Below are 14,974 nucleotides of genomic sequence, written 5' to 3'. Positions count from 1 at the left end.
ACTAAGGTAAATTATTTTCACCCTGTCATCAATTCATTATGCCCATTTTTTTTGGGTGGTGGCTCGGAATGACGAGGCGCTTAATTTGAATAACCCGAACGCGAAGGGATTCGCGCACGAGCGATGTTATACCATCAATCACATACGATATTGCGTCATCGCGAGGAACGACGCGATCTCAAGGCTAGCTGTAAAGCCATTTATAACTTAAACGAGCATCAAAATATCGAGCCCACTTATACTTTATATGATATATTTTTTAGACGATGAGTGATAAATTGTTGCAATACCGCAACTAAAGCTGTAAAATTGAACTTCAAAATGTAATTTACATTACGAATCTAAAATTTTACAATATGAATAAAACCATTTCAATACTTATGCTTTGCTGCTTAAGTATAACTACCCTAAATGCACAAAGCGTTTTAAACCAAGTTAAGGAGCCTTATTTTGGCGAAAGTTGTACATCAATAATGGTGAGTAAAGGCGCATCGGATGATGGATCGGTAATTACCAGTCATACTTGCGATGGCAGATACCGTACTTGGATGACTATTGAACAAGCTGAGGTATTTGAAAACGATACCGTAACGGCTATCTATAAAGGAAAATTAAAAACCGAAACGCCTTGGGATATGCGCAAGGTTGAAGAGGTGGCTCGCATACCACAAGCAAAAGAAATCTATTCGTTTTTAAATACTGCCTATCCGTGTATGAACGAAAAGCAGCTTGCCATGGGCGAAACAACCATTGTTGGGCCTAAGGAATTAGTTAACGAAAATGGTGTTTTTTTAATTGAAGAATTACAACGTATTGCTTTAGAACGCTGCTCAACGGCTCGCGATGCCATTGTTTTGATAGGCGATTTAATTAAAGAATATGGCTTTGGCGATTGGGGCGAATGCATCACTATTGCCGACAAAAAAGAAGTATGGCAATTGGAGATTTTTGGCGAAGGGCCCGATAATATTGGTGGTGTTTGGGCTGCCCAACGCATTCCTGAAGGTCATGTGGGTGTGTCTGCTAATATATCGCGCATTGGCGAAATAAACCTGAAGGATAAAGACCATTTTATGGCTTCGGAAAATGTGTTTTCTGTGGCTAAAAAGCTAGACCGATGGGATGGTAAAAAGCCCTTTAAGTTTTGGAAGGCTTATGGCCATGTTGAAAAGCCTTTTAAAATTAGAGAGTACTTTATTTTAAACGCTCTGGCTCCATCGTTGAATTTGAATTTTGAAGCCGATGAGTTACCCTTCTCGGTTAAACCGGATAAACCAGTTTCGGTTAAAGATGTAATGGCACTGTACCGCGAAACTTATGAAGGAACGCCATACGACATGACCCAGAATTTAAAAATGGTGAAGAAGAAATACGACGATGACGATAAGCTAATTAGTGAGGATACCATTAAATCGCCAATAGCCAATCCTTGGCCGAGTTCGAGCGCAAGAAACACCTATAATTATATTGATAGTACCCTTGTTGAGTATCAAAGAACAGTGGCTGTTTCGTGGTGTTCGTATTCTGAAATTATTCAGTTGCGCGATTGGTTGCCCGATGAAGTGGGTGGTGTGGCATGGCTGTCGTTCGATAATCCAGGACAAAGTCCGCGCATTCCTATTTACGCAGGCACAACACAATTACCTAAAAGCTTTAACTTTTGCGGACAAAAGCGTTACCGCGAAGATGCCACCATTTGGTACTATCGCAAAGCCAATAAATTAGCAACTATTGCCTGGCAAAAAAATAAGGAGCATATGATTGATGGTGTCCTTTATTTTGAAGACAAAGCTTTAACGGATGGCAAGAACCTTGAAGGGCAAATACAGCAATTATTATTGGACGATAAAAAAGAAGAAGCCCAAAAACACTTAAACCGCTACACGCGCGACTTTACTGGAGCTACCGCACTTAAATGGAAAGAATTAGAAGAGTACTATTGGTATAAGTATGGCTTAGGGTTTTAATAAATGATAAGTTATAAGTGTTAAGTTATAAGTGTTAAGTTATAAAGGATTTGTGCATGAGCGATGTAATACCATCTCGCACATACGATATTGCGTCATCGCGAGGAACGACGCGATCTCAAGGCTAAATGTAAATCCATTTATAACTTATCACTTAACATTTATAACTCATTCCTTGTGCAGGTCCAAATACAGCCTCGGCCTCTTTTTAAATGGCTGCTGTTTTAATAAGCCTTTTAGTAAGACCAAGAAGTTAGGAGCTTGGCTCCTAAATCACTTGGCCGCACTTAAAGCTTATTAAATAAGGTAGACGTTTAAAAAGCAGCCGACGGTCTTTTTGTCTACTTTTTTGACTGTAGCAAAAAGTAGAAGCCCTGCGGCTTGAGCATTACAATAACGCATTGGGCTGTCTGCCCAATCCCGACTTCATTTTCTTGTCTTGACACAAGAAAAAAGAAGCAAAAGAAAGTCAAGGCTGCTTTCCAAACTACTTTCTTATTTATCTAAAGCTTAAGTGCGGCTGGCGGATCTTCAGGCAAAGCCCTCAGCTAGCCAGTCTTACTAAAGCTCTAAATAAAACAAAAGCATTTTGTAAAGAGGCCATTATACGAGGCGCTTAATTTAAATAAATCGAACGCGAAGGGATTCGCGCACGAGCGATGTAATACCATCAATCAAATACGATATTGCGTCTTCGCGAGGAACGACGCGATCTCAAGGCTAGCTGTAAAACCGTTTATAACTTATCACTTAACATTTATAACTCTAAACATTTATAACTCTAAAGAATTATAACTTAAAATAGCCAGCTCCATTGAGCTGGCTATTTTATTTATCCCCTTAATAATTTACTAAATCATTTACGCCACAACCTCTTCGGTACTCACACGCTGCTTCACCACATTGTTGGCATCGTTAATTTTAGTAGCCACCTTTAGGCAAAGCTCAGTATATTCAGCCTCTTCCATCACCTGATTAATGCGCAGGTAAGGAATAAACTTAGTATTAAGTACAGTTACCAACTCTCTTTTTAACTGTGTGGCATTGGCGTTTTTCTCCACACTAACAACAGCTTCTTTAAAACTCTGCTGTTCGGCAACAAACTCATCATTCTGCGTTTCAAAAGCAGTTAACAAGTCCGCAACGGGTGGTAATAAAGCCAAACTATCGCTTAATTCGGGCTTTTTCATATCGGCTATAAACGATTGCCCCAATACCGATTGGGCCGAGTAGCCTCTCTCTATAAGATCGTAACCATAATTGCCAATAATTTTATCAACGTCCTGAGCCGCCTTAACTACAGCCGCATCGGGATACAATAAATACGCCGATACCAAGCGCAATATCGATTTATAGGTAGCATCGCGCTTATCGTCTAACTCCTCTAAAGTAGACGATTTTTTATCTCTGCTTATGGCGCCTACCAATGCAGGCAAAAGCCCATTTATTTCATCTACTATGCGGCTCAACTTTAAGTCGCTAATAAGTAAAGCTTCATCAACATCAAGCAATATTGCCTGACAAAGACCCGCTAATTCGGAATTACGCATGTAATTCACAACTTTCTGAATTTTTTTCATGTACATTTTTTTTAATATGAATAGATATGGGGATTTTTAAGTTTGTGCTAGTTTAAGCAAAAGTTCACCAACCAAAAGGAAAGCTCGTGTACAAAGGTAAATTGGCTGCCTGCAAGCTAGGGAGCACATTTACATACAAAAATTCGACTTCCGCTGCGCCGGTGAAGGCGTACTAGTTTGTAAACTGACCACCTGTAGAAATTTGGACACATGCTAGAACTAGCAAAGCACTTTCTTTTGCCGGGGGAACACGTGCTAGAAAAAATATTGACTTCCTCTGGCTGGGTGAGCACGCGCTAGAACTAGCAAAGCTAAGTATTACAAATAACCGAGCCGCTATAATTGATAGTGCCTACACTTTTAAAATAATTGGAGTTTACTGATACCGAAAAAGGCTTGTTGTTAGGTTTTGGCATAGTGCCCGCATGCAAAACAGGGCAACTTGGGGTAAGTGGGTTGTTTGTTATCATTACTTAAGGTTAAAAATTAGGATAGCTAATATAACCAATTAAGGCGTACTAGCAAACATAAAAAACTAGACTAGAGCTTATTTAGCTTTGTTTTAAATAATGCAGCGAGGTTGAAATACTTATGTTTTTTATAAATAGTTAGCAATTGGATTTTTTATAATCTTATTTCTTTTCCATTATCATTCAGCACCCTCACAGTCTTACCATTACTCTTTAGTTCTGCAATTAATCTCCTTATAAGTCCTAAATAGCTATGTTCAATCCGAATATTATATGTTACTGTCAACCCTTTAAACTTGAACGATAGTTTATTGTCGTCCCCTGTATCAAACAATATCATAGAAATAGTTCTTGCTCTTTGTGCATAACCATCATACATCAATGAAATTTGAGATATTTCTGAAATTGGATATTCAGTCTTATGTCCGTTTAAATAATATACAAATCCATACTTATTCATTCTTAATGTTCCTTTTGGAGAAGTTGATTTAGGAATGAAAAAACCAATAATAACAAATGCCATTAATACTCCAATAAACAACTTCCCAATAATATTATTTTCATCTTTAATTACTAGAAAAGAAATAATAGAAACAATAGAAAATGTTACAAATACAATGTTATAGATAATTACGGGAGATGTTTTTTTCAATTTAATTACAGGTAATTCTATGTCAGTTCCCATTTATTAATGTCATTATTTTTAGTGCGATTGTAGCTTTTCATTCTAACAGCATGAAAAGCTTTGGCGAAACTGGTTTCGCCATAAAACTTTCATAATTATCTGCGCTCCCACATTGTTTATTCCAATTTGTTGGGGTGCGTTATTTTTATCATCATTATAGATAAGATCCATATAACATTTGCTACGATAAATGAAATCTTTATCCACCATAAACTATGCCCCATTCTACGACTATAATTCCCATCAATTTCTTCCAAAACGTAAACTTTCTTTTTATTACTTATTAAGGATTTATTAATCTTTCCTCTATCTGAATATGATAAGTCTTCTAAAAATTGAGTATTAAACTCGAAATCATTGTAATAAGTTTTGATTGAGTCAATATAATTGTTAATAAGTTTTCTCTCTTTTATTTTATCATCAAATACCCTATTGGAAAATGTTTGTGTAAATCTTTTAGAAATAGATATTCCATTATATTCTTGATTGACTTTATCTACAATTGGGCATGTAAAAGAAACTTGTACGCTTATCTCACTACCATATCTACCTAATGAATGTTCGCTGATTTCCACTTTTGTTTTTTCTTTCAGTTGAATGGTGTTATTAAGACTGTAGTATCTCGTATCATCACTAATATGAATGTCATTTATATTATCAAGGGTTGTTAATTCACTATACTTTTCTTCGATGTGAAACTGCAGAAATAAAGCAATTCCTGCAAGCAATACCATTTCAATACCCAAAAGAGGTCTTCTACCGGATCTATCAAGATCTATCAATTTTAATTTTCTATCAAATCCAAGCCACATAAATAGTCCAGCAGTAATAAAGGGAGCCCAAGATAATACAATAGTATAGCTAGGTATTTGCTTTAATACAACTATACAATAATAATATACAAAAGCATAAAATAATGAATGTAGGCTAGTTCCAATAATAAATGGGATTATAAATTTTGATATTTTGTACTTCATGTATTTAATAAAGTTAAGATCAGTTTTTATAACTGTTAGCAGCTGTATTGCTAATGCTCCCTAACACCAAAATAAAACGCACGAATGGCGTTTATTCACATTGCATGGCGCCTTCAAATTTAACAAAATAATGGAACTAATTTCTCGTAGGTATTTATTTGTTATACTGCAAGCAATTTTAAAGCATATAAAGCCCCCATGCTCAGCGAAGCGCCACGATACGTTGTAGCAATAAGGCCGCTGTATAAACTATTTTTTATATAAAGACATAAAAAAGAGGTCTTCATTATTAAACACAAAACCTTTCCCCACCCACAACGTTCTTCTTAACACAGTTGTAATCAATTAAATATTGAAGATATGAAAACTGCAAAATGGAATGGTGTTGTGTTGGCCCAAAGCGAAACAACAGTAGTAATAGAGGGTAACGATTATTTTCCGATGGAAGCTATCAATCAAGAATACTTTAAAGAGTCGGAAACAACCTCGCACTGCCCGTGGAAAGGCGAGGCCAATTATTACAGCATTGAAGTGGATGGAAAGGTGAATAAGGATGCTGCGTGGTATTACAAAACCCCCAGCAAATTGGCCGAGAGCATTAAAAACCATGTGGCTTTTTGGAATGGCGTAACGGTGGAGTAGATTTTAGATAAGAGACACTAGACTTTAGGTTATAGATTAAAGATATTAGAGGAGACAAAATAGAAAATCAGCAACTACATAAGTAATTGCTGATTTTCTTATTTATAATAGCCTCTATACAGCCTAGCACCTAAATACTAATACCTAAGCCCTAACAACTAAACCCTATTCAACACATAATTGGCAAAGTAGCCTTTATTGTCGGTGATTTTTGATTGTATTTCAAAGTTGGTTTTCTCCAAAATAGCATTAATAATCTCGTCGTTATACTTGCGCGAAACCTCGGTTTGTATTTGTTCGCCTTCTTTCAGTTCGTAGAAATTACCATTGCCATTAATCCTTACTTTTTGATCTTTCCTACTTTTTAGGTAGCTACGGGCATAACCATCCTCCTCAGAATATGAGGGTATATGCTCAAACTCATTCAGGTTAAAATCGCCGTGTAACTCTTCGTTAATTCTACGCAGTAAATTTAAATTAAAGTCCCTTGTAACGCCCTGCGAATCGTTATAGGCAGGTAACACCACCGAGGCGGGTTTAATTAAATCTACCCCCAATAAAAGCTTATCTCCTTTGGATAAGTTATTGCCCAAGGCACTCAAAAAACCAATGGCCTCCTCATCTTCCATATTGCCAATGCTTGAACCCAGAAATAGCACCACCTTTGGGTGCGAAGTAGCTTTTAAGGAATCTAAAATCTTAAAGTAATCGCCTTGCTGCTTTTTAATGGATAAAGAGGGCAATGCCCCTTTTAACTTCTCGGCTATCAGCTCAAGCGCATTCATAGAAATATCTATGGGCATATAGTCGAAACTAAAATTTTGTACCTCCAATGACTTCAATAACTCTAAGGTCTTTAGCCCATCGCCGGCACCCAATTCAATCAACTCAAAGTAAGAGGAAGGAGACAGTGCCAAGGCTTCAATTATTTGCGCCGTTTTAGTCTGAAAAATCTCCAACTCCGAACGGGTTAAATAATACTCTGGCAAATGCATTATTTTAATAAATAACTCATCTCCGCGCTTATCGTAAAAGTATTTCGATGGAATTGTTTTCTTCGATTTACTTAAACCTTCTTCAACATCTTGTAAAAATTGCTTAGACATGAGCCACTAATTTAGGTTGGCCCGTTTCGTAGGCATTCTCTTCGTCGTTACTCCACTCAAACCAACCGCCATCAAATACCGACACACGCGGCCAGCCCATTAACCAGGCATTAAAAAACGCCTCGCTACCGCGCCATCCTGTTCCGCAGTAAAAGGCCAAATGTTTATCGGGCGTAACGGCCACCTCTTCCCAAATGGCTTCCACCTCTTGGCTTTCGCGTATGGTATGATCCACGTTTCGGTAGTTTTCCATGTGGTAGGCATCCGAACCACAATTACCAAAAATAACACCCGGAATACGCCCTTTTTTTTCTATATAGTTATAGCCACTCACCTCGCCAATATACTCGGGCCAGCTGCGCACACAAACCAAGTCGGCATTATCCGACTTAATCATTTGCTTGGCCTCATCTATATCAACAATAATCTCGGGTTTCGCGGGTATGGTTAGTCCAAAGTCTGCCACTGGCATTTTAGGTACATCATCAGTACTTATTTCATGTCCGCCATCTTTCCACGATTGAAAACCGCCATTTAAAACGCGAACATCCTTCACTCCTGCGTAAATCATGATCATGGCATTACGGATGGCTCCAATGTGCCCCGCAGCGCTGCCAGGGAAGTCGTTATTATTATCAGGGTGCATATACTTTCCGTACAGAATTACCGTAGTATCTGATGTTATTCCATGCGCTTCCAATGCTTGCTTTAATTCAGCAGGCTCTCTCCTATTCCAGGTTTGCGGAGATTCAAGCGCTAGGGTATCCATATCTATGGCTCCTGGTATATGCCCCGATAAATAGGCATCTCTATTGCGGTAATGGGCATGCACAATCACATATTTCGAATTCTCGTATGTATCGGGTTTATCCCCATCAATCAATTGCTGAACCCAATCCGAATAAACTAGGTTCTTATATCGCGCCAAATGCTCCATAGGAAGCGTTTCATCGGCACACCACTCTTCTACAAATTCATTATATATGCAAAGGTTATGGTAACCTGCTTTATTAAACATGGTGGCAACACTAATAGCATCTTCAGCATCGTAGCCATAAATAATAAGTTGCTGCTCGGGTTTTATTTCTTTCGACTGAACTACTTCTATCCAATCCATATAATTACACCACTTAATGGGTAAGGATTTCGCCCCTTGTATATGACCGCCGCGATCCTCTTTTCGGAACTTCCAGCCATTATAGGCATCGGTTGTACGTACATCAATAATTACTGTATCACTATTTTCCTTTAGCACTAGGAGCTCTTGAGTGGAGATTGTTTTAAATGAAACCATAGATTATTAAGTATTTAGAACTATTTATAAGAGTATTAAATATAGTCACTGTTTAGGCCAAATCAAATTGCTTGATGATATTATTATCTTAACACTAGCGATTTAGATTTTAAGTAAAAAAAAATGCCGGGCAGAAGGCAAGTATAAATTATACGCGATGAAGAAGATCAGATGAGAATTAAGCGCATAAAAAAAGGGCTCTTCAACTAAGAAGAGACCTTTACTTGGTACTCGAGGCGGGACTTGAATCTACCTGTCGGCAGACAGGCCCGCAATATCTAATTCATTCCTAATTAACCTCAACTTTTCTTTTCCTACACCCGATTTCCAATACTTCTCACGAACTCTTGCTTCTGGGCGCGATCCAACTTCTTCTGTATATATTAAAGTAAAAGGTGCATAAGACCTAGTCGTTCGCTCGTAACCGTTATTATGACGTTCTAACCTATTGGATAAATTCGAAGTCATACCAACATAAATATAGTTTCTATTATTGCTGGCAATAGCATAGACGGTGTACATAAGGAATCCGTTTAAGGAAAACTGAAATTACTGTAAGGGTCTCCGTAAGGGCATCTAGTATAATGTGCTAGGATTTTGAAATTTTGTATACATACTTATCATGTTTGAATGAACACAAAAATGAATTCATTTGTGAATAATTAGTGGTATACTTTCCGATTAAAATATGGGGTAGTCTTTATTAATATAAACACACTAAATACGATCTAGATAATAATGTGATCGAACGGCCTATGCGATATATTAGTATTAGTCGTCGCAACTCCCTTTTCTGTGGTTCCGATGTGCGAGACACAAGAACTGCCTTGCTATATTCCTAAACTATATCGTACAAGCTAAATAATGTAAATACATTTTCTTATCTCAACAATGTCATACAAACATTAGCTGAAAATCAGAATATGACTAATGAGCAGTTGAGAAAACTTCTCCCTGACAAGTGGACTGAATAAATAAAGAAGAAAAGGCCAATAATATTTATATTAAGATTGCTGGCTTTTTTTGCTATAATGGGTATGCGGAGACCCTTACGAGGTAAAGCAAAACAATTATAAAAAAGCCGCACTGGAAAAAATGCGGCTTTTGTTTTATACCATACACGTATAAGTTACTATGTACTTAGTCAACAATACCAATTTATGGTCGAACATCATTCTCATATAATTTAAAATTATCGAAAAATGCATTAATCTTTTTATTAGTCCCATATCCTAAAACATAAACAGTATACTTTTTTCCATCTCCTGTAACTGTATGCTCTCGAGTAAGCCACTGCCCAACGACAGTAGGTTTGGTCCAGGAAGTAAAAAACCTACTCTCTGCTACAGTTCCGTTATCATTGGCTTTAGATATTCGAGCCTCCCATATAGCGCCATCTGTTTCTACCACATAATAATCATAAGAATAGGCGTACTCTACACCATCTTTTAATACAAAAGAACCACTATTTCCGAAAGCAAAATAATCCTCATCATGGTTCTTTACCGCATGCATACTATTAGTACCTCCATTAACCTCACTTGTTGAATATTCAGATTTTCCGGTGATTGATCTACCACTATCAAATATTGGTGGCGTTTGCCATATACCCGATCCATCCTCAAAATCGCCATCTACTATTAAGTTACCTAGTTTCTCATTAGTAACAGACATGCCTTGAAAGGGAGTCAAAAACCTTAGGTCACCCGTTTCAGCGGCACCTCCGGCATGTGAGAGTGTAAGAATATCATCTCCATAAATAGGCTCATCTAATACTATTTTTATGTGTTTATCTGTTGAACCGGCATAAACGTCACTAATAACAATATCCTTATCAACGCCTTTTCCTGTATTTACAACATGGAGTGAAAATAATTGAGATGCATTATCAACAATCCGCTTACCTATCGTATTCGTTTCTACCTCTATTTTATTTTTACCTAAACGCTTTACTCCAACAACTTCAAATGGTTCAGATGATTTTACCACTTTTATACGTAAGGGTATGTTTTGCTTTTCTCTATACGAATTATTAGCATCAATTTTATGCTCTACCAATAAAGTTCCCATATTAAAAGAACCCAACTCCCCATAAACAACCATAAATTCTTTAGGATGCGAACTATAACTAGAAGCTTCCAGTCCATTAAGATAAAACTGACGATGAGTTGGATTACCAATAATGGTTTCATCCACCAATTTAAGACTATCGCCATATTCAAGCAGTAATTCCGGCCAGGTTAAAGAGTCTGATAATTGAACCAATTCATCTTTATCTAAATCTAAAACCAGCTCTTCAGTACCTCCAGAATACTTATATACTTTTAATACGGGTTTAATTTTTTCATAAGCATCATCCTTTACAATAATTCGCAACGGCACATACAACGAAGCACTAGAATAGGCTCCACTTTGTTCTCTCGTCGAATTCATATAAACACGATAGGTCCCAGCCTCATTAAAGTTAACAACTACACTCGAATCTCCTCTATGTTCAAAAAATCTATCCCATTCTACACCCAAAATATTTAAACTAGTAACGTCTGGTTTACCAACGCTTCTTCTATCTATAAGTTTTATACTATCTCCCTTCGAGAGCTCAATACTATTCCAATCTAAATGTTCTAAATAATGGTTATAAAAAGTATCACTATTGGTAGAGTTTCCCAGAGTTATTTGCTTATATAACTTTTCTTCCTTGGTATTTGAATCATAGGTATAAATATCTAATACAGGTTCTATTGGGTCATAAACCTCACTACTATACGTAGTTTCTTCCGAAAAAGCACACCTATTTATTTGATCTAAGGGAATGGGCCAATACGCATGCTCACTCTCATTATAATTATCAGCAGGTACTTGGTATTCCTGATCAAAATAATAATCTGCTTCAGGAGGGTTACCAGCCCAGTCTACAGCATTAGCGTAATACGAATCTTCATATAATATAGAGAACCATCTAAGAATATTCTGCTGTCCTGTACTAGGGTCAATAATTCTTTGTGAGTTATTAGGGTATGTATACATTCTTGTACCATCTGTATTAAGTGTCCAATTCTCTTGCGGATAAGAACCGAAAGCATACCTACGCTGCGATAATTCATCCAATCGTTCTTTATATATCCCCCATCTGCGTAAATCGATATGACGTGTAGCATGCCCTAGAATTGATATTTCAAGTGGTCGTTCTATATACATCAATTGCTCCATTACATCATTTGCAGAATATATTTTATCATCAAAGTCCGAATTAGGAAACTCATTCGTAGGCAAACCACATAATAATAAGGCAGAACGATACCTTATTTTATTTATATATGATAAAGCCAAATCGACACCCGTTTCATCACTACCTCCTTTTATTAAACATTCTGCATACATCAAGTACACATCTGCTAAACGAATTAACCTATGATTAACACCTGATTCATAGGTATCTGAATTAGGCCTATTATCTAAATAGGTATATTCATTACAATTACTTAACATTTTAAATGCTGCAGTACATTTATTATTAAAGCGATTAGCAACAGCTGGTCTCGCCAGATAGTATTTAGTTGCCTCATCATCAACAAATGCAATATACGCTGATGCTCTTAGGTTATATTTTCTTATAGCCTCTACTCCGGTTAGTTCTCCACTACTAACCTCAACAACAGGAGCCATATTACGAGAGTCTGAAACATCCATAGAGTCTTTTTTATAGGCCATTTGTAACCAGTAGCTAGGATACAAAGCTGATGTTCCCCACTGTGTTTCAACCGGACTTACAATACTTAGATAAGGTGATGATGTACTTTCCTCAGAAAAAAGACTTATTCCAGGCTCTAGATTCTCAAGATAAACTATTTCAAAAATTGATTCGGAATTTAATTCGTTTCGTGTGCTTACATTACCCTCAGGATCTGTGGTTAAAGCATAGGCATATTCACTATTATTTATTACATCTTCAAAATAGGATTTTGCAGCAACATAATCCGCTTGGTACAAATAAGATTGTCCTAGAATAGAAGCAGCTGCACCCTTAGTTGGTCTAGCCTCAAATTGAATGTCATCAGGAGTCTCACTTTCTTTTGGTTTACTTCCCACAAAAAGTAAAGCACCATAAGCATACTCCAAATCAGCAATAAAATGGTCTCTAATTACGCTTTCATCCTCATAACCTAAATTATAATCTTCTTTACACTGAGGTGCCTTATCAAAAAGCAATACACTTCCACCGTTATAAGCCGAGTGTAACCAAAAATAAAAAAGGCCTCTAAAAAAGCGTGCTTCTCCCATTAATAAGGACCAACTTTGTAATTCGTCAGCCGAAGTCATATTCGGTTTTATAGCACCTAAAGCTTCTACAACTTTCTGAGCCCTAAAAACCCCTTTGTAAAGTTGATTCCATTGACGATATCCGGCAGAACTCTCATTAGTAAATGTATTTTGGTAATAATTATCGTAAGCCCTACTATAAGAGCTAGGAGATGCCAAATCACTGCGTTTATTATTTTCTAATAATTGCAAAGTATATTTTGAACGTAATACCTTGTAAACATCAATTAGTCCTTTTTCACAATCTACTAAGCTAGTCCATGATAAATGATCACGATAATAATAGTTAAATTTTAAATGAGCATGATGATTAGTCGTAAAATCAGATATAGAAGCTTCATCTCCATTATATGCAGCTGTAAAAGTAAAGCTATCTCCATCACTATATTTCATTTGTAACATAGCTTCATCATTACTTGCTTTTAATGTCTCAAAATCAGTTCTACTATTTGTAACTACTGGCTGATTTGAATACGAAAGAAGCTCAAATTTAGGTGATTTTGAATAATTCCCAATAACAACAATACTCTGCGAACATTGCTGTGTTTCTCCATTCACCTTTACAATATAGGTACCACTAGCTAAACCCGATAAGCCTAACATATAAGTTCCCTTATTTACTTCCATTTTTTTGTTCAAAATGAGTCGACCTACAATATCGTAAACCGATACCAAACAAGATTCATCAACGGAACTATGGAATTCAATAGTGGCTTTTGTATATACCGGATTGGGGTATACATTCATTTTCAATCCATCATCACTGATAGGTTTAACAGCTAGCGCATCTTGTTTTACAAGATGGAGGATTTCATCTCCAGTAAAAGAAAGTTCTTCTCCTGTAGTATTATTTCGAACTTTTACAAGTTCAGGCGAACCCGTTTCATCAACAATACCAAATGATACTCTGTAGGTTTGTGCACTAGAGTTGGCTAATACAGAAAAGAATAGTACGCTTACCATAATACTACAGTAAACGAAACGAGATTTTAAGTTGTTCTTCATAGATATAATGTATTTACACAAAAATATATAATTCAAATAATTATAACATTGTCCTTCGCCAATAATAGAAGGGGTATTTTGATGAAAAATTCAGAAGTAAGTAGTAAACTTTCAGAACGTAATAAAACTTCAAATAAAAAAGGTTCTTTCAAATTAATGAAAGAACCTTTTACTTGGTACTCGAGGCAGGACTTGAATCTACCTGTCGGCAGACAGGCCCGCAATATCTAATTCATTCCTAACTAACCTCAACCTTTCTTTCCCTAAACCCGATTTCCAATACTTCTCACGAACTCTTGCTTCTGGGCGCGATCCAACTTCTTCTGAATATATTAAAGTAAAAGGTGCATAAGGCTTAGTCGTTCGCTCGTAACCTTGATTATGACGTTCTAACCTATTGGATAAATTCGAAGTCATACCAACATAAATATAGTTTCTTGTATTACTGGCAATAGCGTAGACGGTGTACATAAGGAATCAGTTTAAGGAGAACTGAAATTAACCAAATAAAGCGCATAAAAAAAGGTTCTTTCAAATTAATGAAAGAACCTTTTACTTGGTACTCGAGGCGGGACTTGAACCCGCACGTCCTAATGGACACAAGATTTTAAGTCTTGCGTGTCTACCAATTCCACCACTCGAGCATCCTTGGAGCGAAAAACGGGACTCGAACCCGCGACCCCGACCTTGGCAAGGTCGTGCTCTACCAACTGAGCTATTTTCGCGTCATAATGTTTTGTTTGTAATCAGTAAGTGCCATTGCCTTTACCTTGCGATTACTATATTGTTTTGCTTTTTCAAATTAAAAGCTTCCTTCAAGAAGAAGGAAGCTTATTGGTACTCGAGGCGGGACTTGAACCCGCACGTCCTAATGGACACAAGATTTTAAGTCTTGCGTGTCTACCAATTCCACCACTCGAGCATCCTT

General features: G+C 36.9%; 10 protein-coding genes, 3 tRNA genes and 1 pseudogene. 3 read left to right on the top strand and 11 right to left on the bottom strand.

Translation table 11 applies throughout. The features are described 5' to 3' along the window. Positions 1–356 precede the first annotated feature (356 nt). On the top strand, positions 357–1,967 hold the full coding sequence (locus tag QMO11_RS21440; RefSeq protein WP_282039966.1) for a dipeptidase: 1,611 nt from the start codon (positions 357–359) through the stop codon (positions 1,965–1,967). 860 nt (positions 1,968–2,827) lie between these two features. On the opposite strand, the gene QMO11_RS21435 is transcribed toward QMO11_RS21440, so the two are convergent. The 3 genes from QMO11_RS21435 to QMO11_RS21425 form a co-directional block, all read right to left on the bottom strand. Continuing rightward, on the bottom strand, positions 2,828–3,547 hold the full coding sequence (locus QMO11_RS21435) for a DUF6261 family protein (RefSeq protein WP_282039964.1): 720 nt from the start codon (positions 3,545–3,547) through the stop codon (positions 2,828–2,830). A 624-nt stretch (positions 3,548–4,171) separates the two neighbouring features. Then, entirely contained in the window at positions 4,172–4,702 is a 531-nt protein-coding gene (locus QMO11_RS21430; protein ID WP_282039963.1) for a hypothetical protein, read from the bottom strand. Positions 4,703–4,818: 116 nt separating this feature from the next. Next, the gene (locus tag QMO11_RS21425) at positions 4,819–5,679 is read right to left on the bottom strand and encodes a hypothetical protein (protein WP_075602367.1); all 861 of its coding nucleotides are present in this window, start codon (positions 5,677–5,679) and stop codon (positions 4,819–4,821) included. Positions 5,680–6,039: 360 nt separating this feature from the next. On the opposite strand from QMO11_RS21425, the gene QMO11_RS21420 reads away from it, so the two are divergent. After that, complete coding sequence (locus tag QMO11_RS21420; RefSeq protein ID WP_282039962.1) at positions 6,040–6,321, top strand: DUF427 domain-containing protein; 282 nt, start codon at positions 6,040–6,042, stop codon at positions 6,319–6,321. Positions 6,322–6,479: 158 nt separating this feature from the next. Here the strand turns inward: QMO11_RS21420 and egtD are convergent, their stop codons facing one another. The 3 genes from egtD to QMO11_RS21405 all read right to left on the bottom strand — a co-directional run bounded on the left by egtD (position 6,480) and on the right by QMO11_RS21405 (position 9,243). Further along, positions 6,480–7,427, bottom strand: a complete 948-nt coding sequence (gene egtD, locus QMO11_RS21415) for an L-histidine N(alpha)-methyltransferase (RefSeq protein ID WP_282039960.1) — start codon at positions 7,425–7,427, stop codon at positions 6,480–6,482. Further along, on the bottom strand, positions 7,420–8,721 hold the full coding sequence (locus QMO11_RS21410) for a rhodanese-like domain-containing protein (RefSeq protein ID WP_282039958.1): 1,302 nt from the start codon (positions 8,719–8,721) through the stop codon (positions 7,420–7,422). The genes egtD and QMO11_RS21410 overlap by 8 nt, the downstream gene beginning before the upstream one ends. Before the next feature lie 249 nt (positions 8,722–8,970). Beyond that, entirely contained in the window at positions 8,971–9,243 is a 273-nt protein-coding gene (locus QMO11_RS21405) for a GIY-YIG nuclease family protein (RefSeq protein ID WP_282039956.1), read from the bottom strand. A 206-nt stretch (positions 9,244–9,449) separates the two neighbouring features. On the opposite strand from QMO11_RS21405, the pseudogene QMO11_RS22015 reads away from it, so the two are divergent. Beyond that, positions 9,450–9,563 (top strand): annotated as a pseudogene (locus QMO11_RS22015) (IS66 family transposase); the annotation flags it as partial. Between the two features lie 316 nt (positions 9,564–9,879). Here the strand turns inward: QMO11_RS22015 and QMO11_RS21400 are convergent. From QMO11_RS21400 to QMO11_RS21380, 5 genes are all read right to left on the bottom strand, one after another. Next, positions 9,880–14,046, bottom strand: a complete 4,167-nt coding sequence (locus QMO11_RS21400) for a RagB/SusD family nutrient uptake outer membrane protein (RefSeq protein WP_282039953.1) — start codon at positions 14,044–14,046, stop codon at positions 9,880–9,882. Positions 14,047–14,244: 198 nt separating this feature from the next. Beyond that, entirely contained in the window at positions 14,245–14,517 is a 273-nt protein-coding gene (locus QMO11_RS21395) for a GIY-YIG nuclease family protein (RefSeq protein WP_282039951.1), read from the bottom strand. Between the two features lie 86 nt (positions 14,518–14,603). Beyond that, positions 14,604–14,690: transfer RNA gene (locus QMO11_RS21390), tRNA-Leu, on the bottom strand. Positions 14,691–14,695: 5 nt separating this feature from the next. After that, a tRNA-Gly gene (locus tag QMO11_RS21385) sits at positions 14,696–14,771 on the bottom strand. A 110-nt stretch (positions 14,772–14,881) separates the two neighbouring features. Continuing rightward, positions 14,882–14,968 (bottom strand) — tRNA-Leu (locus QMO11_RS21380). Between the last annotated feature and the right edge of the window lie 6 nt (positions 14,969–14,974).

The sequence above is a fragment of the Saccharicrinis aurantiacus genome, from assembly GCF_947489045.1.
Classification (GTDB): domain Bacteria; phylum Bacteroidota; class Bacteroidia; order Bacteroidales; family Marinilabiliaceae; genus Saccharicrinis; species Saccharicrinis aurantiacus.
Note: the sequence above shows the minus strand (reverse complement) of the source record. Positions and strands in the feature narration are given on the sequence as shown.

Excerpts from the sequence above, each read along its gene's own strand:
- QMO11_RS21440 (WP_282039966.1), top strand. The coding sequence starts at position 357 with ATGAATAAAACCATTTCAATACTTATGCTTTGCTGCTTAAGTATAACT.
- QMO11_RS21435 (WP_282039964.1), bottom strand. The coding sequence starts at position 3,547 with ATGAAAAAAATTCAGAAAGTTGTGAATTACATGCGTAATTCCGAATTA.
- QMO11_RS21430 (WP_282039963.1), bottom strand. The coding sequence starts at position 4,702 with ATGGGAACTGACATAGAATTACCTGTAATTAAATTGAAAAAAACATCT.
- QMO11_RS21425 (WP_075602367.1), bottom strand. The coding sequence starts at position 5,679 with ATGAAGTACAAAATATCAAAATTTATAATCCCATTTATTATTGGAACT.
- QMO11_RS21420 (WP_282039962.1), top strand. The coding sequence starts at position 6,040 with ATGAAAACTGCAAAATGGAATGGTGTTGTGTTGGCCCAAAGCGAAACA.
- egtD (WP_282039960.1), bottom strand. The coding sequence starts at position 7,427 with ATGTCTAAGCAATTTTTACAAGATGTTGAAGAAGGTTTAAGTAAATCG.
- QMO11_RS21410 (WP_282039958.1), bottom strand. The coding sequence starts at position 8,721 with ATGGTTTCATTTAAAACAATCTCCACTCAAGAGCTCCTAGTGCTAAAG.
- QMO11_RS21405 (WP_282039956.1), bottom strand. The coding sequence starts at position 9,243 with ATGTACACCGTCTATGCTATTGCCAGCAATAATAGAAACTATATTTAT.
- QMO11_RS21400 (WP_282039953.1), bottom strand. The coding sequence starts at position 14,046 with ATGAAGAACAACTTAAAATCTCGTTTCGTTTACTGTAGTATTATGGTA.
- QMO11_RS21395 (WP_282039951.1), bottom strand. The coding sequence starts at position 14,517 with ATGTACACCGTCTACGCTATTGCCAGTAATACAAGAAACTATATTTAT.